Genomic DNA, 24,252 nt, shown 5'->3' with positions numbered 1-24,252 from the left:
GGGGCCACGTCACCGACGCGCGAAACGCGTCCTAGACTACGGCCAGAACTTGTGAATGCATTCACAACACGGCGAGCGACCTTGTGAATGTGTTCACAAGCAGTGACCCGAACGATCCGGCCACCACCCCGGGTCCTTAGGGTGCCCGCAGAGCCCGGACGGCAGCGCCCGGAAGGGAGTTGCGAGGACCGTAGGACCCGGCCAGCCCGCACCGGCTGTGATACGGGGCGAGAAAGGACAGCGGTGCCCATGCTCGGAAGCTCACCAGTCGCGCCTGCTGCAGCAGCCGCCGAGTTGACCCTCGCGCAAGGCGAGCCTGCCGCCAGCGCGGTGGAGACCTACCTCCCCCTGGTGTTGTTGATCGCGCTGTCCACCGGGTTCGCGCTGTTCTCGGTCATCCTCGCTCCGTTGATCGGTCCGAAGCGGTACAACAGGGCGAAGGTCGAGTACTACGAGTGCGGCATCGAAGCGTCCCCCGATCCGGTGGTCGGCGGCGGCCGGATCCCGGTGAAGTTCTACCTGACCGGGATGCTGTTCATCCTGTTCGACATCGAGATGGTCTTCCTGTACCCCTACGCGGTCGCCGCGGACGCCGTCGGGCTGTTCGGCTTCGTCGCGGTGACGATCTTCATCGTCGCGATCACGATCCCGTACGTGTATGAGTGGGCCCGAGGGGGTCTGGAATGGGACTGAGCCGCACGCGACCGGTCCGCGCGGCACGCGCGGTGAGCGGTCCGGTGAGTACCGCCCGCGGCTCGATGAGCACCGCGGCCAATACGGGAGGGATCCACCATGGGTCTTGAGGAGAAGCTACCGAGCGGGATCATGCTCGCCAGCGTCGAGAAGCTGGCGAACTGGTCCCGCAAATCCTCGCTGTGGCCCGCGACCTTCGGCCTCGCCTGCTGCGCCATCGAGATGATGACCACCGGGGGGCCGCGCTACGACCTGTCCAGGTTCGGCATGGAGGTGTTCCGCGCCTCGCCGAGGCAGGCCGACCTGATGATCGTGGCCGGTCGGGTGAGCCAGAAGATGGCCCCGGTGCTGCGGCAGATCTACGACCAGATGTCGGAGCCGAAGTGGGTGCTCTCGATGGGTGTGTGTGCCTCTTCCGGCGGCATGTTCAACAACTACGCGATCGTGCAGGGCGTCGATCACGTCGTCCCCGTGGACATGTACCTGCCCGGCTGCCCGCCGCGGCCGGAGATGTTGATGGATGCCATCTTGAAGCTGCACGCGAAGATCAGCGAGGAACCGCTCGGCCCGCGCCGCGCCGCGGAGAAGGCCGAGCGCGAGGCGGAGCTCGGCGAGGACGAGGCCGTGCGGGCACTGCCGCCCTCCTCGGTGCGCTTCGCCCCCAAGTCCACCCGCGACGCCCGGCTCGCCGACGTCCCCGCCAACGAGGTGGAGGGCAAGCGCCGCACGACGATCCCGCTCGAGCTGCTTGAGGAGCGATGAGGCCAGCGTGACCGAACCTGACGAACCCACCACCGAGCAGGAAACACCCGGCGAGGCTTCGCGGCCCGACGAGATCGCCGACAGTAAGCCACAGCCGGGCGAGGACCAGTCCAGTGCCGAGCGCGGCGGCGACAACGGTGAGGACGCACTCGAGCCGTACGGTCCACGTCCCGCGCAACCGGTGGTCGCCGGGCGCGAGCGTAAGGGCATGTTCGGCGTCTCGGGGACCGGTGACACCTCCGGGTACGGCGGGCTGCGGTTACCCGCATACACCCCGCCCGCCGCCGAGCGGCCGTACGGCGACTGGTTCGACGATTTCGTCGACGACTTCCTCGCCGCGCTGGACGCCAACGAGATCCCGCGCAGCGCCATCCAGCAGATCACCATCGACCGCGGTGAGATCACCTTCTATGTGCAGCGGGAGCACCTCGTCGGGATCTGCCGCACGCTACGCGACGACCAGGCGCTGCGGTTCGAGTTCTGCAGCTCGGTCTCCGGTGTGGACTACGGGGTGGACGTGCCGCAGCGGCTGCACTCCGTCTACCACCTGCTGTCGATGACCTACCGCAGGCGCATCCGGCTCGAGGTCTGCCTCGACGTCGATGATCCGCACGTGCCCTCGGTCGTCGACGTGTACCCCACCGCCGACTGGCAGGAGCGGGAAGCCTGGGACATGTTCGGCATCATCTACGACGGCCACCCCGGCCTGACCCGCATCCTGATGCCCGACGACTGGGAAGGACACCCGCAGCGCAAGGACTACCCGCTCGGTGGCATCCCGGTCGAGTACAAGGGCACCGAGGTACCTCCCCCGGATCAGCGGAGGGCGTATACATGACATCCGGCGATTACACCGACAACGACATGACCGGTTCGGGCACCGACCCCTACGCGGAGTACCGGGACACCACCGAGGGGCGAGTGTTCACCGTTACCGGCGGCGACTGGGACGAGGTCACCTCCGATATCGGCAGCGATGACCGGATCGTGATGAACCTCGGCCCGCAGCACCCGTCCACCCACGGGGTGCTGCGGCTGGTGGTGGAGATCGAAGGCGAGACCGTCACCAACCTCCGCTCGGTGGTCGGCTACCTGCACACCGGGATCGAGAAGAACACGGAGTTCCGGAACTGGACGCAAGGCGTCACCTTCGTCACCCGCATGGATTACCTCGCGCCGCTGTCCAACGAGGCGGCGTACTGCATGGGTGTGGAGAAGCTCCTCGGTATCGAGGTCCCATGGCGCGCCCAGGTGATCCGGGTGCTGTTGCTGGAGCTCAACCGGATCAGCTCCCACATGGTCGCGCTGGCCACCGGGGGGATGGAGCTGGGTGCGCTCACCGCGATGACCTCGGGCTTCCGGGAGCGTGAGGAGGTGCTGCACCTGCTCGAGTACCTCACCGGCCTGCGGATGAACCACGCCTTCATCCGGCCCGGCGGGGTGGCCCAGGACGTCCCGGAGGACACCGCGGAAAAGGTCGACGAGTTCATCAAGGTGATGGACGAGCGCCTTCCCAACTACGACAAGATGCTCACCGGCCAGCCCATCTGGCAGAACCGCCTGAAGGGCATCGCCTACCTGCCGGTCGACGCCTGCCTCGCGCTCGGGGTCAGCGGGCCGGTGCTGCGCTCGGCCGGGCTGCCGTGGGACCTGCGCAAGACCGAGCCGTACCTCGGTTACGAGGAGTACGACTTCGAGGTGCCGGTGGCCAACGAGGCCGATGCCTACGCGCGTTACCTGCTCCGCGTCGAGGAGATCCACCAGTCGCTGCGCATCATCAAGCAGGCGGTACAGAAGCTGGAGCCCGGCCCGATCATGGTGGACGACGCCAAGATCGCCTGGCCGGCGCAGCTGTCGGTGGCCTCGGACGGTATCGGGAACTCGCTGGAGCACGTGCGCAACATCATGGGCCAGTCGATGGAGGCACTGATCCATCACTTCAAGCTGGTGACCGAGGGTTTCAGCGTGCCGCCCGGCCAGGTGTACGCGGCAGTGGAATCGCCTCGGGGCGAGCTCGGCTACCACATGGTCTCCGACGGGGGTACCCGGCCGGCGCGCGTGCACGTGCGCGACCCCAGCTTCGTGAATCTGCAATCCACGCCGGCGATGTCGGAAGGAGGCATGGTCGCCGACGTCATCGCGGCCATCGCCTCGCTGGATCCCGTGATGGGAGGGTGTGACCGGTGAGCCAGCCGCACGGACAGTCCACACCGGCGGGAGCCGTCTCGGGCGGCGGTGCCGCCGAGGTCTTCGACGCCGACACTCACACCAGGGCGCGCGAGATCATCGCCCGGTACCCGGAGTCGCGCTCGGCGCTGCTCCCGCTGCTGCACCTGGTGCAGTCGGTGCAGGGCTACGTCAGCCAGGAGGGCATCACTTTCTGCGCCGAGCACCTGGACCTCAGCGAGGCCGAGGTCAGCGGGGTCGCCACCTTCTACACCATGTACAAGCGCAAGCCCTGTGGCGAGCACCTGGTCAGCGTGTGCACCAACACGCTGTGCGCGGCCATGGGTGGCGACGACGTCTACCGCACGCTGCAGGAGTATCTCGGCGGCGATTCCGGAGGCGGCGGTGGCCGGCTTGGCCACGAGGAGACCGCGGGCTCGCCGGGCGAGCCGGGGTCGATCACCCTGGAGCACGCCGAGTGTCTCGCCGCGTGCGACTTGGCGCCGGTGGTGCAGGTCAACTACGAGTACTTCGACAAGCAATCCCCGGAGAGCGCAGTCGAGCTGGTCGACGCGCTGCGGCGGGGCGAGCGGCCCGAACCGACGCGGGGAGCCCCGCTGACCGATTTCCGGTCGGCCGAGCTGCAGCTCGCCGGGTTCTTCCCGGAGGGGGACCGGTTCGAGGCCGATGTGGATGTGCCGACCGCGGCGGAGGAGACCACGCGGGGCGCACGGATGGCCGAGGACCAGGGCTGGACGGCTCCCGCGATGCCTGATGACGTCGCACTCCCGGAGGTGGACAAGCAGTGACCGATCCGATCACCCCGGTACTGACGAAGCGGTGGCTCTCGCCGAAATCGTGGCGGCTGTCGACTTACGAGCAGCTGGAGGGCTACACCGCGGTACGCAAGGCGCTGCGCGGCACCCCGGAACAGCTGGTGAAGCTGATCAAGGACGCGGGGTTGCGAGGCCGTGGTGGTGCGGGCTTTCCCGCCGGTGTGAAGTGGGGGTTCATGCCGACCGGCGAGAACGTGCGCCAGGACAGGCCGCACTACCTGGTCATCAACGCCGATGAGGGCGAGCCGGGCACGTGCAAGGACATCCCGCTGATGATGGCCGACCCGCACTCGCTGATCGAGGGCTGCATCATCTCGGCCTATGCCATGCGCGCGAACCGCTGCTTCATCTACGTGCGCGGCGAGGTGCTGCACTGCCTCCGCAGGCTGCACGCGGCGGTGGCGGAGGCGTACGAGGCAGGCTACCTCGGCACCAACATCCTCGGCTCCGGTTTCGACCTGGACATCACGGTGCACGCGGGCGCGGGCGCCTACATCTGCGGCGAGGAGACGGCGCTGCTGGACTCGCTGGAGGGGCGCAGGGGTCAGCCGCGGCTGAAACCACCGTTTCCCGCGGCCTCCGGGCTGTACGGCAAGCCGACGACGGTGAACAACGTGGAGACCATCGCGACCGTGCCGTTCATCGTCAACGGCGGGGTGGACTGGTTCCGCGAGATGGGCACCGAGAAGTCCCCTGGACCCAAGATCTACTCGATCTCCGGCCACGTGGAGCGGCCAGGGCAGTACGAGGCTCCGCTCGGCATCACGCTGCGCGAGCTGCTCGACATGGCGGGCGGCATGAAAGACGGCATCCCGCTGAAGTTCTGGACGCCAGGCGGCTCGTCCACGCCGTTGTTCACCGCCGACCACCTCGACGTGCCGCTGGACTTCGAGGGCGCGGCCGAAGCGGGATCCATGCTCGGCACCACCGCCCTGATGATCTTCAACGAGACGGTGTCGGTGCCGTGGGCGGTGATGAAGTGGACGCAGTTCTACGAACACGAGTCCTGTGGTAAGTGCACTCCTTGCCGGGAGGGAACGTTCTGGCTGGCCCAGATCCTGGAGCGGATGGTCGAAGGCAGGGGAACCGAGGAGGACATCGATACGCTCCTCGACGTCTGCGACAACGTGCTCGGCCGCTCGTTCTGCGCGCTCGGTGACGGTGCTGTCAGCCCGATCACCAGCGGCATCCAGTACTTCCGGGACGAGTTCCTCGCGTTGTGCGAGCGGAACAAGGCAGGGCAGACCGGTGACACCGAGCAGACCGAATCCGCGTTGGTAGGAGCGTCCGCATGACGATCGCGCCGGAGGAGCAGCAGACCGAGGTACCCGAGGGGCACGTCCGGCTGACGATCGACGGCCAGGAGGTCATCGCCCCGGAAGGCGAGCTGGTGATCCGCACCGCCGAACGGATCGGCACGGTGATCCCGCGGTTCTGCGATCACCCGCTGCTCGACCCGGCTGGCGCCTGTCGCCAGTGCCTGGTCGAGGTCGAGGTCAACGGTAGGCCCATGCCGAAGCCACAGGCCTCCTGCACCATCACGGTGGCCGAAGGCATGGTGGTCAAGACCCAGTACACCTCCCGGGTCGCCGAGAAGGCCCAGGAGGGTGTGATGGAGCTGCTGCTCATCAACCACCCGCTGGACTGCCCGATCTGCGACAAGGGCGGCGAGTGCCCGCTGCAGAACCAGGCGATGGCCCACGGCAGAGCGACATCGCGGTTCGTCGACAAAAAGCGCACCTTCCCCAAGCCGTTGGCGATCTCCTCGCAGGTGCTGCTCGATCGGGAGCGCTGCGTGCTGTGCCAGCGTTGCACCCGGTTCTCCGAGCAGATCGCGGGTGATCCGTTCATCGAGATGCTGGAGCGCGGTCCCAACCAGCAGGTGGGAACCGCCGAGACCAGCGATGTGATCGACTCCGCATCCCGCACCTCGGCCGGGGATCCGTTCCAGAGCTACTTCTCCGGCAACACCATCCAGATCTGCCCGGTCGGCGCGCTGACCTCTGCCGAGTACCGGTTCCGGTCGCGGCCGTTCGACCTGGTGTCCTCGCCGAGCGTGTGCGAGCACTGTTCGGCGGGATGCTCGCTGCGCAGCGACTTCCGGCGCGGCAAGGTGATGCGCAGGCTCGCCGGGGAGGACCCCGAGGTGAACGAGGAATGGGACTGCGACAAGGGCCGGTTCGCGTTCCGCTACGCCACCTCCCGCGACCGGATCCGTAAGCCGCTGGTGCGCGACGCAGGCACCGGTGAGCTCCGCGAGGCAGCGTGGACGGAGGCGCTGCGCCGGGCCTCGCAGGCACTGCTCGACGCGCGCGAGCGCGGCGGCGGTGCCGTCCTGGCAGGAGGCAGGCTCACCGTCGAGGACGCCTACGCCTACGCCAAGTTCGCCAGGATGGCGCTGCGCACCAACGACATCGACTTCCGTGCGCGCGCCCACTCCGCTGCCGAGCTCGACTTCCTGACCAGCAGGGTGCTCGGTACCGGTGTCGGGTCGGAGTCCGGTGTGACCTACGCCGACTTGGAGCAGGCACCGGCCGTGCTGTGTGTGGCTTTCGAGCCGGAAGAGGAATCGCCCATCGTGTTCCTGCGGCTGCGCAAGGCCGCGCGGGATCGCGGTACCCGGGTGTTCCACATTGGCCAGTGGGCCACGCCGTCGGTGCGCAAGACCTTTGGTGAGCTGCTGACCTGCCCGCCAGGCGGGGAGGCCGCCGCCGTGGCAGGTATCGCCGGGCACGCCGCAGACCTGGACGAGGCGCTACGGACCCCCGGCGCGGTGGTCCTGCTCGGCGAGCGGGCGGCCGAGGTGCCCGGGCTGTTCGCCGCGGTGGACGAGTTGTCGCGACGCACCGGGGCGCGCGTCGCCTGGATCCCGCGACGTGCCGGGGAGCGCGGCGCGCTCGAAGCAGGAGCGGTGCCCGTGCTGCTGCCCGGCGGCGCGCCGGTAAGCGACGCCGGTGCCCGCGCGGAGCTCGCCTCGTTGTGGGGCACCGACGTGAGCGCGTTGCCCGCGAACCGGGGAAGGGACACCGGCGAGATCATCGCCGCCGCCGCCAAGGGCGAGCTGGATGCGCTGGTCGTCGCCGGGGTGGACCCGGACGACCTGCCGGATCCAGCTGCCGCGCGCGAGGCGCTGCGCACCGCTGGATTCGTGCTCAGTATCGAGATGCGTCCCAGCCCGGTGACAGAGCACGCCGATGTGGTGCTGCCGATCGCGCCCGTCGACGAGAAGTCCGGTAGCTACCTCAACTGGGAGGGTCGCAAGCGCGAGTTCGAGGTGACCTTGGAGGGCACTGGGGCGCTGCCGGATTGCCGGATCCTGGACACGCTGGCTGTGGAGATGGACGTGGACCTGTTCACGCAGACCCCCAGCGCCACGGGGGCAGAGCTGGCCAGGGCCACCGAGATCGCGCGGCGGTACGGCACGCCGGAGGCGGGCGGTACCGGGCAGCAGAGGCAGGCACCTGCGGAAGTGCGTGGCGCCGACGGTGCCAGCTCGGGTGGCGGGGTGGTGCTCGCCACCTGGCATCAGCTGCTCGACAACGGCTCGCTCCAGGTGGACGAGCCGCACCTGGCGGGTACGGCACGCCGCGCGGTGATGCGGATGTCGGCGGCGACCGCGCATCGGCACGGCATCGAGCAGGGCGGCCAGACCACGGTCCGTACCGGCCGAGGTGAGCTGACGTTGCCAGCCGAGATCACGGATATGCCCGATGATGTCGTGTGGGTTCCTGCCCGCTCCCCGGTGTCGGTGCGCAGCGCGCTCGGCGTCGGGCACGGTGGCGCGGTTACGCTCACAGCGGGCTCGCCGCCGGGAGAGGCACAGCCCGCGGCACGTGGGGAGGGAGACCGCGCATGACCGCCTTTCTCGCCCAGGCGCCCGAGGAGATGACACGGGCGGAGGTGCTGGCCAACGACCCGTTGTGGCTGGTGCTGCTCAAGGTCGTGATGCTGTTCGGCTTCGGGGTGGTCATGACGCTGTTCATGATCGTCTGGGAGCGCAAGGTCGTGGCGAGGATGCAGCACCGCAGCGGCCCCAACCGTGTGGGGCCGGGTGGCTGGCTGCAGTCCCTCGCCGACGGCATCAAGCTCGCCTTCGCCGAGGAGATCGTGCCGGAGAAGGCGGACAAGAAGGTGTACTTCCTCGCTCCGGTGATCTCCACCGCCACCGCGTTCGCCGCGCTCGCGGTGATCCCCATCGGGCCGCAGGTGGAGATCTTCGGGCACACCACGTACCTGCAGCTGATCGATATCCCGGTCGGTGTGCTAGTGGTGCTGGCCGCCTCGGCCATCGGCGTGTACGGCATCGTGCTCGGGGGCTGGGCGTCGGGCTCGCCGTACCCGCTGCTCGGTTCGTTGCGCTCGGCCGCTCAGGTGATCTCCTATGAGATCGCGATGGGGCTGTCGCTGGTTGCCGTGATCCTGTACGCCCAGTCGTTGTCCACAGGGGATATCGTGGACGCGCAGGTCGACGGCTGGTTCGCGGTACTGCTGCTGCCGAGCTTCATCATCTTCCTGATCTCCATCGTCGGGGAGACCAACCGGGCGCCGTTCGACCTCCCGGAGGCGGAGTCCGAGCTGGTCGGTGGCTTCCACACCGAGTACAGCTCGTTGAAGTTCGCGCTGTTCTTTCTCGCCGAGTACGTGATGATCTTCGTGATGTCGGCGTTCGCGGTGACGCTGTTCCTCGGCGGTTACATGGCACCGTGGCCGCTGTCGGCGATCGGCGACGGCATGCTGAACGAGGGCTGGTGGCCGGTCCTGTGGTTCGTGCTCAAGTGCCTGGTCATCATGTTCCTGTTCATCTGGTTGCGCGGGACGCTGCCACGGTTCCGCTACGACCAGTTCATGCGGCTGGGCTGGAAGGTGCTGATCCCGGTCAACCTGGCTTGGATCGTGCTGATCGCCGGTATCCGGGCGCTGCGCACCGACGCGGAGGTCACCACTACCCAGATCCTGGTCTTCGGCGGTGCGGTGATCGCGGTGATCGTGCTGTTGAGCCTGCTGATCCCGGAGAAGCAGGCGGAGCAGCACACCGACCGGGTCCCGGTCACCGGCAGCGGGTACCCGGTACCGCCGTTGGATCTGGAAGTCCCGAAGCGGCCCAAGCGGCGCACCGCGGTCGGTGGCAGGCGCGCAGGCCAGGAACGCGGCGACACCCGCGCCATCGGAGCCGAAGGCCGGAAGGAGGCCGACAACGATGGGAATGTTTGACGGGCTGAAAGGGTTCGGGGTCACCTTCTCCACGATGTTCAAGAAGGTGGTCACCGAGCAGTACCCGGAGGAGTACCACCAGCCTGCCCCGCGCTACCGGGCACGGCACCAGCTCAATCGGCACCCTGACGGGCTGGAGAAGTGCGTCGGCTGCGAGCTGTGCGCTTGGGCGTGCCCCGCGGACGCGATCTTCGTCGAGGGCGGTACGAACACCGAGGAGGAGCGGTACTCGCCCGGCGAGCGTTACGGCAAGGACTACCAGATCAACTACCTCCGCTGCATCGGCTGCGGGCTGTGCGTCGAGGCCTGCCCGACCCGCTCGCTGACGATGATCAATTTCTATGAGCTCGCCGACGACGACCGGCGGAAGCTCATCTACACCAAGGAGGACCTGATGGCCCCGCTGTTGCCCGGGATGGAGGAGCCTCCTCACCCGATGCGGCTGGGCGACGACGAGCAGGACTACTACGTCTACGGCCCCGAGCTCGACCGTAAGCAGGGTGCCGTGCAGGATGAGGAGGCGCTCCAGTGACGTCGTTGGCGCAAGCGGGAATGGTGCTGGCGCAGCAGCCCGCCGAGGACGTGGTGACGACCGGGGAGGCCGTCGCGTTCTGGATTCTCGGCCCGCTCGCTGTCGCCGGGGCGCTCGGCACGGTGTTCATGCGCAACGCGGTGCACTCGGCCCTGTGGCTGGTCGTCACCATGTTGACGCTGGGCGTCTTCTTCCTGATCCAAAACGCTGCTTTCCTTGGCTTCACCCAGATCATCGTTTACACCGGCGCGGTGATGATGCTGTTCCTGTTCGTGCTGATGATGGCGGGCAAGGACAGCTCCGATGCGCTGGTCGAGGTGCTGCGTGGCCAGCGGCTGGCCGCGGCGGTGTTCGGCGTGGGCTTCGCGGGACTGCTGTCGCTGGCGCTCGCCCGCTCGCTCACCGACGTTACGGCCGCGCCGCCGCTGGATCCCACGACGCCGGAAGGCGGCGGAGCAGGCGGCCTCGGCAGGCTGATCTTCTCCGACTACCTGTTCCCGTTCGAGCTCACCGCGGTGCTGCTGATCATCGCGGGGTTGGCGGGGATCGTGCTGGCGCAGCGGGACCGGCGGGACGAAGGCGCCAAGCGTAGCCAGCGGGAGCAGGTCGAAGCCCGCTTCCGCGATGGATCCGAGCGGCCGACAGGGCGGCCGGGGCCCGGGGTGTTCGCGACCGGCAACTCGGTGGCCACGCCCGCCCTGCTGCCGGACGGCTCGGTGGCCGAGGAGTCACTCTCCGAGCTGATCGAGTCGACCCCCACCGCACGCCGGGTCTCACCACCGGGCCAGCTCAGGACACTCGAGCTTGGGGAACATACCGAGCACAGTGAGCCCGACGACAGCGGCGATCACGACGCAGGCGGCGACAGCGAAGGGGGTAAGGCGTGACCCCGGAGTACTACCTGCTGCTGTCCGCGCTGCTGTTCTCGATCGGTGCTGTCGGCGTTCTGGTGCGCCGGAACGCGATCGTGGTGTTCATGTGCATCGAGCTGATGCTCAACTCGGTGAACCTCAGCTTGATCACATTCGCGAGGATCGACGGGAGCCTCGACGGTCAGGTGATGGCGTTCTTCGTGATGGTCGTGGCCGCGGCCGAGGTCGTCGTGGGACTGGCCATCATCACGTCCATCTTCCGGGCACGACGCTCGGCGTCCATCGACGACACCAACCTGTTGAAGTACTGACGCCGGGAGTTGCCGGAATGCGAACGGGAAGACTTGTAGGGGTTAGACAGTGATCGCATCATCGTGGCTGCTGGTGGCCTTTCCCGCCCTCGGCGCCCTCATCCTCCTCATCGGTGGTAAGCGCACCAACGGATGGGGGCACCTGCTGGGCTGCGCGACGGTCGTCGCATCCTTCGCCTACGCGGTAGCGCTGTTCGTCACCCTGCTCGGCAGGCAGGCCGCGGACCGCTCTGCCGAGGTACACCTGTTCTCCTGGATCCCGGTCGAGCAGCTCCAGGTGGATTTCGCGCTGCTGATCGACCCGCTGGCGGTGACGTTCGCGTTGCTGATCACCGGTGTCGGCTCGGTCATCCACGTGTACTCGGTCGGCTACATGGCGCACGACCAGGACCGACGCAAGTTCTTCGCGTACATGAACCTGTTCGTCGCCGCGATGCTGGTGCTGGTGCTCGGTAACGGCTTCGTGACGCTCTACCTCGGCTGGGAGGGCGTCGGCCTGGCCTCGTACCTGCTGATCGGGTTCTGGCAGCACAAGCCGAGCGCGGCCACCGCAGCCAAGAAGGCGTTCATCATGAACCGGGTCGGCGACGTCGGCCTCGCACTGGCGATCTTCTTGATGTGGCGTCACATCGGCAGCACCTCCTACTCCGAGGTATTCGCCGGTATCGGCGAGGTGCCAACCAGCGTGACGCTGGCGATCGCGTTGTTGCTGCTGCTGGGTGCCTGCGGCAAGTCGGGCCAGTTCCCGCTGCAGGCCTGGCTCCCGGACGCGATGGAAGGTCCCACCCCGGTGTCCGCGCTGATCCACGCGGCGACCATGGTCACCGCGGGCGTCTACCTCATCGCACGGGCCGGGCCGATCTTCAACGTCACCCCGGCAGGCCAGCTCGCCGTGACCATCATCGGCGCCCTGACGCTGTTGCTCGGCGCCGTCATCGCCTGCGCCTACGACGACATCAAGAAGGTGCTCGCCTACTCCACGGTGAGCCAGATCGGGTACATGATGCTCGCCGTCGGGCTCGGGCCGTTCGGCTACGCGTTGGCGATCATGCACCTGCTGACCCACGGGTTCTTCAAGGCGGGGCTGTTCCTCGGTGCAGGCTCGGTCATGCACGGCATGAACGACGAAGTCGACATCCGGAAGTTCGGCGGGTTGTACCGCAAGATGCCGATCACCTTCGCCACCTTCGGGCTCGGCTATCTCGCGCTGATCGGTTTCCCGTTCCTGTCCGGCTTCTACTCCAAGGACGCGATCATCGACGCGGCCTTCGGGCAAGGCGGCATCGAAGGCTGGGTGTTCGGCGGTGCCGCGCTGCTCGGTGCCGGTATCACCGCCTTCTACATGACCAGGTTGATGCTGCTGACGTTCTTCGGCAAGCCGCGGTGGGAGAACCTGCGATCCACCGACGGCCGCGAGTTCCACCCGCACGAGTCGGGGCCGGTGATGGCCTGGCCGATGATCCTGCTGGCCATCGGCTCGGTCGGGTCCGGCTACTTCTTCGCGCAGGACGACCGGCTGGCGAGCTGGCTGACGCCGTCGCTGGGTGCGCTGCAACCGGGGCCCGACCCGGTGCTGGGGCACGGCACGGTCGTGGCAGCCACGTTGACCGCCGTCGGTCTGGGCATCCTGGTGGCCTGGCTGCTGGTCGGCAGGGTCCAGCCGGAGGTGGAGCGGCCGCAGCACGTGAGCGCCGTCGTAACGGCCGCGCGTAAGGATCTGTACGGCAACGCGATCAACGAGGCGCTGGTCGCCCGCCCGGGGATCTGGCTGTCGCGGGCGCTGGTCTACGTGGATAACCGGGGCGTCGACGGGATCGTCAACGGCCTGGCGGCAGGGCTCGGCGGTGGCTCCGGCCGGCTGCGCAGGCTGCAAACCGGCTTCGTGCGGTCCTACGCGCTGTCCATGCTCGCCGGCGCCGGCGTGCTCGTCGGTCTGTTGTTGATGGTGAGGTTCCTATGACCTGGTTGCTCGCGCTGATCCTGCTGCCCATCGCCGGCGCCGTCGTCGTCGCGTGGCTGCGGGACAACGACCGGCTCGCGTTCCGCACCGCGCTCGGCTTCTCGCTGGCCACGCTGGCATTGGTCATCCCGCTGTGGAACAGCTACGAGCCAGGCGGCGACCGGATGCAGCAGACCAGCTCGGTCGAGTGGATCCCCCGGTTCGGCATCCACTTCGCCTTCGGCATCGACGGCATCGCGCTGGTGATGATCGCGGTCATCGCCCTGCTGGTCCCGCTGGTGATCACGGTGCTCGGGGTGACCGACCGGCTGCCTGCAGGCCGCAGCGCGGGCGGGTACCTGTCGCTGATCCTGGTGCAGCAGGGGCTGACGATCGGCGTTTTCTCGGCCACCGACGTCTTCCTGTTCTACGTGCTGTTCGAGGTCATGCTGGTGCCGATGTACTTCCTCATCGGTGCCTACGGCGGCCCGAACCGGCAGTACGCAGCGGTCAAGTTCTTCCTGTATTCCTTCCTCGGCGGGCTGATCATGCTGGCCTCGGTGATCGGGGCATACGTGATCGCCTCCGAGGAGCTCACCGAGGGCACCTTCGACTGGGCCACACTGACCGCGGTGGTCTCCGATGCCCCGCTGTCCACCCAGATCTGGCTGTTCCTCGGGTTCTTCCTGGCGTTCGCGATCAAGGCGCCGCTCGTGCCGCTGCACACCTGGCTGCCGGATGCCGCGGGCCAGGCGCCGATCGGGGTGGCCGTGGTACTGGTCGGTGTACTGGACAAGGTTGGCACGTTCGGTTTCCTGCGGTACTGCATCCCGATGTTCCCCGCGGCGAGCCAGGAACTGGCGCCGTGGGTGCTGACGCTGGCAGTGGCCGGTGTGCTGTACGCCTCGGTGCTGGCGGCGGGCCAGCAGGACATGAAGCGGTTCGTGGCCTATGTGTCGATCGCCCACTTCGGGTTCATCACGCTGGGCATCTTCGCGTTCAGCATGCAGTCCCAGGTCGGCGCGGTCACCTACATGCTCAACCACAGCCTGGCCACCGGCATGCTGATCCTGGTCATCGGCATGGTGATCGCGCGTGGCGGTTCCAGCGTGATCTCCGATTACGGGGGCATGGCCAAGGTGACACCGGTGCTCGCCGGGCTGATGCTCGTGGCCGGGCTGGCCACGCTGGCCCTGCCGGGCACGAACACCTTCATCAGCGAGTTCCTCGTGCTGCTCGGCGCCTTCGAGACCCGGCCGGTGTTCACTGTGTTCGCCGCGATCGGCATGGTGCTCGCCGCGGTCTACGTGCTGTGGCTGTACCAGCGGGTGATGCAGGGGCCGGTACGCGGCAACGCGCTGGTCGGTGCGGCAGGTGGTCCGGGTGCGGTGCAGGCACCCGAGGTCGCGGCACCGAAGGTGGTGCGGGACACCTCCCGCCGTGAGCTGGCGGTGCTTGCCCCGCTGGTCGTGCTGATCATCGGACTCGGGATCTACCCTAAGCCGGTCGTCGACGTGGTCACGCCGTCGGTGGAGGCGACGATGAGTGCCGTGCAGGGCGGTGACGAAAGGTGAGGCTCGAGATGTTCCCAGCGCAGGTGGACGCGATGACTCCGCCCTCCATCGACTACGGGGCGATTCTGCCTATCGTGATCATCCTGGGCGCCGCGGCCGTCGGCGTGCTGCTCGAGGCCTTCGTGCCGAAACAGCATCGGTGGTCGGTCCAGGTAGTGGTCAGCGTCGCGGCGCTCGCGGGGGCGGCGATCGCGCTCGGCGTCTACATCCCGGGCGCGCCCGAGGCGGGCATCACCACGATGGCCGAGACGCTCGCCATCGACCGGCCCGCGCTGTTCCTCTGGGGCACGTTGCTGGTGCTGGGCTTCGGTGCGTTGCTGTTCATCGCGGAACGGTCCGTGGAACCCGGCGGCGCGTTCGCCTCGCAGGCGGCGCTGCGGGGAGTCGCGGGTGGCAGCGGTGGCGGCTCGGGCCCCACCACGGTGACCTCGGGCTCGCGGGCAGGCGGTGACGATGCCGGTGCCGGTGCCGCCGAGCCATACCAGATGCAGACCGAGGTCTTCCCGCTGACGCTGTTCGCGCTCGGCGGCATGATGACCTTCGTCGCCGCCAACGACCTGCTGACCATGTTCATCGCGCTCGAGGTGCTGAGCCTGCCGCTGTACCTGCTGTGCGGGCTCGCGCGCCGTAGGCGGTTGCTGTCGCAGGAAGCTGCGGTGAAGTACTTCCTGCTCGGCGCTTTCGCCAGCGCCTTCTTCCTGTACGGGCTCGCGCTGCTGTACGGCTACGCGAGCTCGGTGAAGCTGGCCGACATCGCCGAGGCCGCCGCGGGCACCGCCCGCTCGGACACCCTGCTGTTCACCGGGCTCGGGCTGCTGGTTGTCGGCCTGCTGTTCAAGGGATCGGTCGGGCCGTTCCACACCTGGACCCCCGATGTGTACCAGGGCGCACCCACCTCGGTGACCGGCTTCATGGCCGCCTGCACCAAGGTGGCTGCCTTCGGCGCCATGCTGCGTGTGCTCTACGTGGCCTTCGAGGGCGCCAGCTGGGAGTGGCGTGGCGTGCTGTGGGGCGTGGCCGTGGTGTCGATGGCCATCGGCGCGATCCTCGGGTTGACGCAGCGCGACATCAAACGGATGATCGCCTACTCCTCGATCGCGCACGCCGGGTTCCTGGTGATCGGTGTCATGACGCTGAGCGAGGACGGTCTGGCGGCGACGATGTTCTACCTGCTCGCCTACGGCTTCACCACGATCGCCGCGTTCGCCGTCGTCAGCCTGGTACGCGACGCGTCGGGGGAGGCCACCGACCTCTCGGCATGGGCAGGCCTGGCCAAGCGCTCGCCACTGCTGGCCGCGGTGTTCACCTTCCTGCTGCTCGCCCTGGCCGGTATCCCGTTGACCAGCGGATTCGTCGGCAAGTTCGTGGTGTTCGCCGCGGCACTGTCCGAAGGGCTCGTCGCGCTTGTCGTGCTGGCCCTGGTGTTCAGCGCGGTGGCGGCGTTCTACTACCTGCGGGTGGTGGTGGTGATGTACTTCTCCGAACCCTCACCAGGCGGCCCGACCGTCAGCGTCCCAGGAGCGTTCACCACCGCAACCATCGCCATCGGCACCATCGCCACCCTGGTGCTCGGCGTCTACCCCGGCTTCGCGTTGGACTGGGCCAGCGCGGGCACCTTCGCGTTCTAGAGCCGACCGGTGGGGCGAGCCGAAGGGGACCTCGGGTGCACATCATGTACCGAAGGAGTCCTTCGGCTCGCCATCCGACGGCCGCCACCCCCTCCGGGGTGCCGTCCGTCGGATGGCGAGCGGACCAACCGCTGTGTCATCGCGAGCTCTGGTCCGGCTGCCGGTGGGAACATCCGCCGGTCGCAGCCCCTGACGGGGCCCCGCCCGACGGATAGGCAGCCGGACCAACCGCTGTGTCATCCCGGGCTCTGGTCCGGCTGCCGGTGGGAACATCCGCCGGTCGCAGCCCCTGACGGGGCCCCGCCCGACGGATAGGCAGCCGGACCAACCGCTAGGCTGGGCAGCGATCGTGATCCGCTGCTGGAGAGGGCGTAGCCGTCGTGTCGGAGTTCGATGAGGCCGTGAGCGGCTCGGTGGGCGAGGCCGAGCCTCGGAACCGGGCCCCGGGAAACGGTGCCGTCACGGAGCTGAAGGCAGCCATCGGCCTTGAGGTGGACGACGACGGCTTGCTCGCAGAGCTGGCCGCCGGTCTCGACCGGGTGGAGTGGCGGCTGCGTTCAGTGGTGCGCAGCGACGTACCGTTCGTCAACGAGGCCGCGCTGCACCTGGTGCAGGCAGGCGGCAAGCGGTTCCGGCCGCTGTTCACGCTGCTGGCCAGCCGGTTCGGCGAGGCGGACAGGGACGCGGTGGTGACCGCTGCCGCCGCGGTCGAGCTGGTGCACCTGGCCACGCTCTATCACGACGACGTGATGGACGAGGCGGCGATGCGCAGGGGGACGCAGAGCGCGAACGCGCGGTGGGACAACACCCTCGCGATCCTGACCGGCGACTTCCTCTTCGCTCACGCCTCACGGCTGGTCGCGGCCCTCGGCGCCGAGGCATCCCGCATCATCGCCGAGACATTCGGTGAGCTGGTCACCGGGCAGATGCGCGAGACCGTCGGTGCGAGTGACGGTGAGGACCCCGTCCAACATTACCTGACGGCGATCGGCCAGAAAACGGGCTCGCTGATCGCGACCGCAGGTCATTTCGGGGCGATGCTGTCGGGAGCTCCCACGGAGCAGGTGGACGCCCTGCGCCGGTTCGGTGAGATCATCGGGGTGGCGTTTCAGATCTCCGACGACATCATCGATATCGCTTCGCCCTCGGACGAGCTCGGCAAGGCACAGGGCACCGATCTACGGGAAGGGATCCGGACCCTACCGATGCTGTACGCGCTCTCCGACGACAGGGAGAATGACAGGCTCGTGGAGCTACTGTCCTCGCCGCTGGACGACGACGATCTCGTCGGTGAGGCGGTGACGCTGCTGCGTCGTTCGCACGGGCTGGAACGCGCGCGAGCGACGCTCGCGGAGTACGCGCAGCGAGCGCGGTCCGAGCTGGCCGTCCTGCCGGAATCCTCGGCTCGTACAGCCTGTGAATCGATCGCGGAGTATCTCGCCTCGCGCACCCACTAGCCGTTGGGAGACACTCGAAGACATGTCCGTCTTTGCGCAAGTCTGGTTGTGGGCACTCGTTGCCTTCCTCGTAGGCGCCCTTCTTACCTGGGTCCTGCTGGTACGACCCGCGCATCAGCGTATCCGGCAGCTCGAGCGGCGATTGTCAGCCGAACAAGAGCGGCACACCTCCCAGGAGCCCGGTACCGTGCGAGGCCGGTGGGAAGAACGCGACGAGCAGGCCCCCGAACAGGCCGCCGGATCCGCGCAGGCGGAGCGGTGGCCGGACGCAGAAGCCCCACCCGGTGGCGGTTCGGACCAGCTGACCCGCCAGGTGCGCCCGCCGTGGATGGAGTCCGACAGCTTCAGCGGGCGCCCGCAGCCACAATCGCCGCAACAGCAGGAGCGCCAGGCACAGCAGCGGCCGCGACAGGAGCCGCCTCACGCCGACCCGCAGACCAGGTTCACCAACCCGGTCACGCCACAGCACCCGCCGGCGGGTGGCGAGCGCACGGGCGGCCAGCAGCCACCGTGGCCCGAGCGGCAGTACCCGGCACAGTACGACACCGGACCGCACCCACACGAAGGCCACCGGGACCACGCCGGGCGGAACCCGGTCGCCCCGAGCGAGCACCGTCCGTCGTGGACAACGGATGCGGATCGCGCGGAAACCGGTCGGTTCACGGCCGAGCAGCCGTGGGACACCGAGAAGCCGTGGGACACCGAGCGCCGCAGCGGGGAAACGACCGGTGAGGAACGGCCCGTCGGCGACGGTTCCCTGGAACAGGAGGCGACCGGATCCGAGCTGTTCGCCCCGCAGGGAACCGGATCGGCCGATTCCCCTGCGGTCGCCGCGGCCGACCCGGCTGAGCCCGCGGGCACGGACGGCGCGGGTGAGGCTGTCGCGGAGACCGTCATAGGAGCCGGGACGGACCACCAGAGCGCCGGGTGGGAGGCCCCGTCGATGGCGGAGTCGGAGTCCGACTCATCGCACGACGACACCCCGGTCGCCGGGGAGCCCGCCGGGACATCGGGACTGTCGGACCCCTTCGCCGACGATGACCTGCCACGGGCCGACGCGGGCACCGGGGGCGGCGAGTTGCCGAAGCGCACGCGGGGTGCGACTCGCGGTATCCGGGGTGGCTTCGAACCGCCGAAGCCGATCCAGCCCTCGATGCGCCCGGTGGCCAGGAGGAAGCCGTACTCCGAATCGGAACACGCCACCAGCGGTTCACTGTTCGAGCCCACCCAACACCAGTCCGAATCCGCCAAGGACGATCTGTTCACCCCTGCGGATCAGCAGGAAGCTGGCGGCACGCAGGTCGGCTACGCGAACCAGCAGGAAGGGCACGCTGCGGGGCCGTTCGGGCCGGGATCGGCGATGCCGTTGCCCGGCGGCGGGCAACCCTCGCCCGACTTCCCGGTGAAGGCGAGCGTGACGGCGCTGCGCTACTGCACGGCGGACTCGCCGCAGTACCCCCGCATGGTCGCCGAGGTGTGGTTCGCCAGCGCCGCCGACGCCGAGCGGGTCGGTTTCCGGCCGTTGAACTGACCCGAACGGCCCCGAACGGCTCGAAGGCCGCAGACAGTCGCCCCCGAGGCTCCGCGTTGAGCGGCCTTGGGCGGGCCGTGAATCCGGCCCGCCCAAGGGTTCAGCTGACGGTCCAGGTGTCGTTGCCGGTCAGCAGGGCTTGCAGGTCGCCGGGGTTGTTCTGGACAGCCTTGGTGACCTGCTCGCGGGCGAGGTCGTCATAGGTCGGCCGGGCGACCTGCCGGAAGATGCCGGTAGGGGTGTGGGTCAGTGTCTGGTCATCCAGCCGCGAGAGCGCGAAGGCGTAGGCGGGATCGTCGATGGTGGGGTCGTGGACGACGATGTCGCCGGGGTCGACGTCGCTGGTCCTGGCGACCCGGAGGCCGCCGAAGCCGGAACGGACCACCGCGTAGTCGCCGTCGGTGCCGAAGGTGACCGGCTCACCGGGCTGTAGCGGGATGAGCCTGCTGGCGGCTTCATCCTTGTCCTTGAGCACGTCGAAGGCGCCGTCGTTGAAGATCGGGCAGTTCTGGTAGATCTCGACCAGTGCCGACCCGCGGTGCGATGCGGCGGCCTGCAGCACCTCCGACAGGCCCTTCTTGTCGGAATCGAGGGCGCGCGCGACGAAGGTGGCCTCGGCGCCGAGCGCGAGCGAGATCGGGTTGAACGGGGTGTCGACCGAACCCATCGGGGTGGACTTGGTGACCATCCCCTGATCGCTGGTGGGTGAGTACTGCCCCTTGGTGAGCCCGTAGATGCGGTTGTTGAACAGCAGGATGGTCAGGTTGACGTTGCGGCGCAGCGTGTGGATGAGGTGGTTGCCGCCGATGGACAGCGCGTCCCCGTCCCCGGTTACCACCCAGACCGAGAGATCGGGGCGGCTGGAGGCCAGGCCGGTCGCGATCGCGGGTGCGCGGCCGTGGATGGAGTGGATCCCGTAGGTGTTCATGTAGTACGGGAACCGCGACGAGCACCCGATACCGGAGACGAACACGATGTTCTCGCGCTTGAGCCCCAGACTCGGCAGGAACGACTGCACCGTGTTCAGCACGATGTAGTCGCCGCAGCCCGGGCACCAGCGGACTTCCTGATCGGACTTGTAGTCCTTGGCCTTCTGCGCCTCTTCGGAGGTCGGCACATCGTCCAACCCACCCAGCGCGGGCAGCCCGAGATCGATGGCGGTCACTGGTGACCCTCCTTGCCGTTGGAGCTGATGACGAGATCGGTGAAGGTGGCCTCGAGATCCTCCGCCTTGAACGGCAGCCCGGCGACCTTGGTGTGGCTGATGGCGTCGACCAGGTAGCGGGCGCGAATGAGTTGTGCGAGCTGGCCGAGGTTCATCTCGGGGACGATGACCCGCCGGTAGCGCGCGAGAACCTCGCCGAGGTTGGCGGGCAGCGGGTTGAGGTGGCGCAGGTGGGCCTGGGCGATGGACATGCCGTTGGCGCGTACGCGCCGGCAGGCCGCCCCGATCGGCCCGAAGGTCGAACCCCAGCCCAGCGCCAGTACCTCGGCCTGGCCGCCCGGATCGTCGACGGTCACGTCCGGGAGGGGAATGTTGTCGATCTTGGCTTGGCGTAGCCGCACCATCCGGTCGTGGTTGTCGGGGTCGTAGGAAATGTGACCGATGCCGTCGGCCTTCTCCAGCCCACCGATGCGGTGCTGCAGGCCTGCGGTGCCGGGCACGGCCCACGCGCGGGCCAGTGTCTCCGGGTCGCGCACGTACGGCCAGAACTCGCCGGACCCGTCGGCGGCGTTGGGCTCGGTGGCGAAGGTCACCCGCAGGTCGGGCAAGCTGTCCACACTGGGGACCAGCCACGGTTCGGAGCCGTTGGCGATGGCCCCATCGGAGAGCAGGAACACCGGGGTGCGGTAGGTCAGTGCGATCCTGGCGGCCTCCAGCGCGGCGTCGAAGCAATCTCCGGGCGATTGCGGGGCGATGATCGGCACAGGGGATTCGCTGTTGCGTCCGTACATCGCCTGCAACAGGTCGGCCTGCTCGGTCTTGGTGGGCAGACCCGTCGAGGGGCCGCCACGCTGCACGTCGATGACGATCAACGGCAGCTCGGTCATCACTCCGAAACCGATGGTCTCGCTCTTGAGCGCCACGCCGGGACCCGAGGTCGAGGTGACACCGAGCGCCCCGCCGTAGGAAGCGCCGAGCGCGGCGCCGATGCTGGCGATCTCGTCCTCGGCCTGGAAGGTCGTCACGCCGAAGTTCTTGTGCTTGCTGATCTCGTGCAGCACATCACTGGCCGGAGTGATCGGGTACGAACCGAACATGACCGGTAGCTCGGATTGCTGACCCGCGGCAACAATCCCGTAAGCCAGCGCTTGGTTGCCGGTGATCTGTCGGTAGGTTCCCTTCGGCAGCGACGCGGGAGCGACCTCGTAGGTAGTGGCGAACGACTCGGTGGTCTCGCCGTAGTTCCAGCCTGCACGGAACGCCAGGATGTTGGCCTCGGCAAGTGTGGGCTTACCCGCGAACTTGTCCCGCAAGAACCGTTCGGTGCCCTCGGTAGGTCGGTGGTACATCCACGACAGCAACCCGAGGGCGAACATGTTCTTGCAGCGCTCGGCGTCCTTCTTGCCAAGGCCGGTCTCCTCGAGAGCCCCCTTGGTCAACGTGGACATCGCCACCTGATGCACCACGTAGGGCTCGAGCGAACCGTCCTCGAGGGGACTCTGCTCGTAACCGACCTTGGTCAGGTTCCGCTGGGTGAACTCGTCGGTGTTGATGATGACGGTGCCACCCCGGGGCAGGTCACCGATGTTGGCCATCAGCGCAGCCGGGTTCATCACCACCAGTACGTCAGGGCGATCGCCCGGGGTCAGGATGTCGTAGTCGGCGAAGTGCAGCTGGAACGACGACACGCCTGGGAGGGTGCCTTGCGGGGCGCGGATCTCCGCCGGGAAGTTCGGCAGGGTGGCCAGGTCGTTACCGAACGCCGCCGCCTCCGAGGTGAAACGATCCCCCGTGAGCTGCATACCATCACCGGAATCACCGGCGAACCGGACGACCACCCGCTCGAGACGGGTCACTTCGGTGGGCCGGTTTGCCTTCAGTGCCGTGGTTTCGTCGGTGGTCATCGGTGCAGGAATCCTTCTTTCCCGGCAGGCGCGGCGTGGGCGGCCTCGTGTCTCGTGTGCGTGTGGCGGTCAGCTTCGCGACCGATCGCTACGGCGACGTGCGAGGTCGCGCCACGCCCATGTGCGCATCGGCCGTAATTCGAGGTTAGCTCGGATTGTGTCGTGATGACGAACGAGTGAGCCGAGTTTCCACTGGGTGGACGGAACCTTATTCCGCCAGGTCATGACCCCTAAGGTTACCTGTGGTAACGGGTTTTCCCAGGGCGGGGTGACCGACCGCACAGTGCACGTGGCCCGGTCCGGTGCGGGCGCGACTCCCGGGGTGGGTCTGCCGCCCGCGATCAGCCGTTCTTGCCGCTGATCCGTTGCTTGCTCGCCGCCAGTCGTGCGGCGAACTCCGGTGAGTCGATCGATTCGAGCTGCGGGGCGATCTCCAGGTCCACCGCCTGATCGTGCTCGGCGAGCGAGCGGGTGGCGCGCATGGTGCGCTTGGTCACATCGAGCAGCTCTCGGGGAGCGTCGGCCGCTCCGGCTGCGAAGGTGGTTGCAGCCGCCACGAGGTCGTCGGGCTCGCCGTCGACCACGCGGTGCACCAGCCCGGCCTCCTTCGCGGCAGCGGCGTCGAGCACCTCACCGAACAGCGCCATCGCCGCGGCCTGCTGCGGCCCTACGACGCGCTGTAGCATCCAGGTCATACCGCCGCCGGGGTGGATGCCGAGGCGCAGGAACCGCGTGTCGAACCGCGCACGTGGCCCGGCGAGCCGGACGTCGGCCGCGAGTGCCAGGTTCAGTCCCGCACCGACCGCGGCGCCGTTCACCGCGGCCACCGTCGGCAGTGAGCAGTGGGCGACGGCGAGGAATCCCGCGTAGAGCTCGCGGAGACCGTCCTCGCGTGCCGTGCCCAGCGCGGAGAGATCCGCGCCCGCGCAGAACGCGGGTGGTGCCCCGGTCACGACAACGGCGTGCACGTTCTGATCCCGCTCCGCATCGGCGACCGCGGCAGCCAGCTGCGCCGAGAGGTCGAGCGTCAGCGCATTGCGCCGCTCGGGATCGGACACGGTGATCACAGCCACACTGTCGCGGTGTTCTGCGGTGATCTGTCCGTTCATGCCGTTTCCTCCGCTGTCTCGTGCCGCAGCGTCCTGCCGGGAGCGGTGGCGCTGCTTGCCGTGCTCACTGTGCCGGCTCCGACGGTACCGGGGCGCGTTCGAGCAGTGTGGACAGCACGACGGTGGAGACGGTGGTGTCCACGATCTCGAGATCGCGCAGGCGTTCGAGGGCGGATTCGAGGTGGTGGATGTTCGCGGCCTTCAGGTGAACGATCGCGTCGGCGGCACCGGAGACCGTGTACGCGCCCGCGACCTCGGGAAGTGCCTCGACCGCAGCCCGGATGCGGTTGGGCGAGACGTTGCCCTTGCAGTGCATCTCGACGAACGCTTCCGTCCCTCTGCCCAGCGCTTCCGGGTCCACGACGGCAGTGAAGCCGCGCAGCACGCCGGTGTCCAGGAGCCGGTCGACGCGGCGCTTGACGGCAGGCGCCGACAGCCCGACGGTCTGGCCGATCTCGGCGTAGCTGGCGCGAGCGTTGCTCAGCAGGCATGAAACGATTCGCTTGTCAAGCTCGTTCATGCGCAATATTCTGCCCGAGTACCCGCAATACTTGTCAATTGA

At 68.2% G+C, this 24,252-nt stretch carries 20 protein-coding genes; 16 read left to right on the top strand and 4 right to left on the bottom strand.

From position 1 onward, the window contains the following. Window positions 1–249: 249 nt before the first annotated feature. The 16 genes from F8178_RS12030 (at window position 250) to F8178_RS11955 (ending at window position 19,512) form a co-directional block, all read left to right on the top strand. Window positions 250–693, top strand: coding sequence for an NADH-quinone oxidoreductase subunit A (locus F8178_RS12030; protein WP_317494855.1), 444 nt, complete (start codon window positions 250–252; stop codon window positions 691–693). 99 nt (window positions 694–792) lie between these two features. Continuing rightward, the gene (locus F8178_RS12025) at window positions 793–1,455 is read left to right on the top strand and encodes a NuoB/complex I 20 kDa subunit family protein (protein ID WP_396345381.1); all 663 of its coding nucleotides are present in this window, start codon (window positions 793–795) and stop codon (window positions 1,453–1,455) included. Window positions 1,456–1,528: 73 nt separating this feature from the next. Then, window positions 1,529–2,293 carry an NADH-quinone oxidoreductase subunit C gene (locus tag F8178_RS12020; protein ID WP_317494854.1) on the top strand — a complete coding sequence of 255 codons (765 nt, stop codon included), beginning with the start codon at window positions 1,529–1,531 and terminating at the stop codon, window positions 2,291–2,293. Beyond that, on the top strand, window positions 2,290–3,642 hold the full coding sequence (locus tag F8178_RS12015) for an NADH-quinone oxidoreductase subunit D (protein WP_317494832.1): 1,353 nt from the start codon (window positions 2,290–2,292) through the stop codon (window positions 3,640–3,642). The genes F8178_RS12020 and F8178_RS12015 overlap by 4 nt, the downstream gene beginning before the upstream one ends. After that, the gene (gene nuoE, locus F8178_RS12010) at window positions 3,639–4,430 is read left to right on the top strand and encodes an NADH-quinone oxidoreductase subunit NuoE (RefSeq protein WP_317494831.1); all 792 of its coding nucleotides are present in this window, start codon (window positions 3,639–3,641) and stop codon (window positions 4,428–4,430) included. The genes F8178_RS12015 and nuoE overlap by 4 nt, the downstream gene beginning before the upstream one ends. Beyond that, window positions 4,427–5,752, top strand: coding sequence for an NADH-quinone oxidoreductase subunit NuoF (gene nuoF / locus F8178_RS12005; RefSeq protein ID WP_317494830.1), 1,326 nt, complete (start codon window positions 4,427–4,429; stop codon window positions 5,750–5,752). Before nuoE ends, nuoF begins: the two co-directional genes overlap by 4 nt. Continuing rightward, window positions 5,749–8,313: an NADH-quinone oxidoreductase subunit G gene (locus F8178_RS12000; protein ID WP_317494829.1), complete on the top strand. Its 2,565-nt coding sequence runs from the start codon at window positions 5,749–5,751 to the stop codon at window positions 8,311–8,313. The genes nuoF and F8178_RS12000 overlap by 4 nt, the downstream gene beginning before the upstream one ends. Continuing rightward, complete coding sequence (nuoH, locus tag F8178_RS11995) at window positions 8,310–9,668, top strand: NADH-quinone oxidoreductase subunit NuoH (RefSeq protein ID WP_317494828.1); 1,359 nt, start codon at window positions 8,310–8,312, stop codon at window positions 9,666–9,668. Before F8178_RS12000 ends, nuoH begins: the two co-directional genes overlap by 4 nt. Then, window positions 9,655–10,200: an NADH-quinone oxidoreductase subunit NuoI gene (gene nuoI, locus F8178_RS11990; protein ID WP_317494827.1), complete on the top strand. Its 546-nt coding sequence runs from the start codon at window positions 9,655–9,657 to the stop codon at window positions 10,198–10,200. The genes nuoH and nuoI overlap by 14 nt, the downstream gene beginning before the upstream one ends. Window positions 10,201–10,220: 20 nt before the next feature. Next, complete coding sequence (locus tag F8178_RS11985; RefSeq protein ID WP_317494853.1) at window positions 10,221–11,087, top strand: NADH-quinone oxidoreductase subunit J; 867 nt, start codon at window positions 10,221–10,223, stop codon at window positions 11,085–11,087. Beyond that, window positions 11,084–11,383 carry an NADH-quinone oxidoreductase subunit NuoK gene (nuoK, locus tag F8178_RS11980; RefSeq protein WP_317494826.1) on the top strand — a complete coding sequence of 100 codons (300 nt, stop codon included), beginning with the start codon at window positions 11,084–11,086 and terminating at the stop codon, window positions 11,381–11,383. The genes F8178_RS11985 and nuoK overlap by 4 nt, the downstream gene beginning before the upstream one ends. 49 nt (window positions 11,384–11,432) lie before the next feature. Next, window positions 11,433–13,343 carry an NADH-quinone oxidoreductase subunit L gene (nuoL, locus tag F8178_RS11975; RefSeq protein WP_317494825.1) on the top strand — a complete coding sequence of 637 codons (1,911 nt, stop codon included), beginning with the start codon at window positions 11,433–11,435 and terminating at the stop codon, window positions 13,341–13,343. Continuing rightward, window positions 13,340–14,896 carry an NADH-quinone oxidoreductase subunit M gene (locus F8178_RS11970; RefSeq protein ID WP_317494824.1) on the top strand — a complete coding sequence of 519 codons (1,557 nt, stop codon included), beginning with the start codon at window positions 13,340–13,342 and terminating at the stop codon, window positions 14,894–14,896. The genes nuoL and F8178_RS11970 overlap by 4 nt, the downstream gene beginning before the upstream one ends. A gap of 8 nt (window positions 14,897–14,904) precedes the next feature. Beyond that, the gene (gene nuoN, locus F8178_RS11965; protein ID WP_317494823.1) at window positions 14,905–16,524 is read left to right on the top strand and encodes an NADH-quinone oxidoreductase subunit NuoN; all 1,620 of its coding nucleotides are present in this window, start codon (window positions 14,905–14,907) and stop codon (window positions 16,522–16,524) included. A gap of 413 nt (window positions 16,525–16,937) precedes the next feature. Further along, on the top strand, window positions 16,938–17,981 hold the full coding sequence (locus tag F8178_RS11960; protein WP_317494852.1) for a polyprenyl synthetase family protein: 1,044 nt from the start codon (window positions 16,938–16,940) through the stop codon (window positions 17,979–17,981). Window positions 17,982–18,003: 22 nt separating this feature from the next. Continuing rightward, the gene (locus F8178_RS11955) at window positions 18,004–19,512 is read left to right on the top strand and encodes a hypothetical protein (RefSeq protein ID WP_317494822.1); all 1,509 of its coding nucleotides are present in this window, start codon (window positions 18,004–18,006) and stop codon (window positions 19,510–19,512) included. Window positions 19,513–19,612: 100 nt separating this feature from the next. Here F8178_RS11955 and F8178_RS11950 read toward each other — a convergent pair whose 3' ends face one another. The 4 genes from F8178_RS11950 to F8178_RS11935 all read right to left on the bottom strand — a co-directional run bounded on the left by F8178_RS11950 (window position 19,613) and on the right by F8178_RS11935 (window position 24,210). Next, window positions 19,613–20,677, bottom strand: coding sequence for a 2-oxoacid:ferredoxin oxidoreductase subunit beta (locus F8178_RS11950; protein WP_317494821.1), 1,065 nt, complete (start codon window positions 20,675–20,677; stop codon window positions 19,613–19,615). Next, a complete protein-coding gene (locus F8178_RS11945) occupies window positions 20,674–22,581 on the bottom strand; it encodes a 2-oxoacid:acceptor oxidoreductase subunit alpha (RefSeq protein WP_317494820.1) in 1,908 nt (635 codons plus the stop codon). The genes F8178_RS11950 and F8178_RS11945 overlap by 4 nt, the downstream gene beginning before the upstream one ends. A gap of 341 nt (window positions 22,582–22,922) precedes the next feature. Next, complete coding sequence (locus F8178_RS11940; protein ID WP_317494819.1) at window positions 22,923–23,690, bottom strand: enoyl-CoA hydratase; 768 nt, start codon at window positions 23,688–23,690, stop codon at window positions 22,923–22,925. Window positions 23,691–23,754: 64 nt separating this feature from the next. Further along, window positions 23,755–24,210 carry an Lrp/AsnC family transcriptional regulator gene (locus F8178_RS11935; protein WP_317494818.1) on the bottom strand — a complete coding sequence of 152 codons (456 nt, stop codon included), beginning with the start codon at window positions 24,208–24,210 and terminating at the stop codon, window positions 23,755–23,757. Window positions 24,211–24,252: the final 42 nt, after the last annotated feature.

The organism is Haloechinothrix sp. LS1_15 (assembly GCF_033042135.1).
Classification (GTDB): domain Bacteria; phylum Actinomycetota; class Actinomycetes; order Mycobacteriales; family Pseudonocardiaceae; genus Haloechinothrix.
This window is presented reverse-complemented; position numbering and strand designations above follow the sequence as displayed.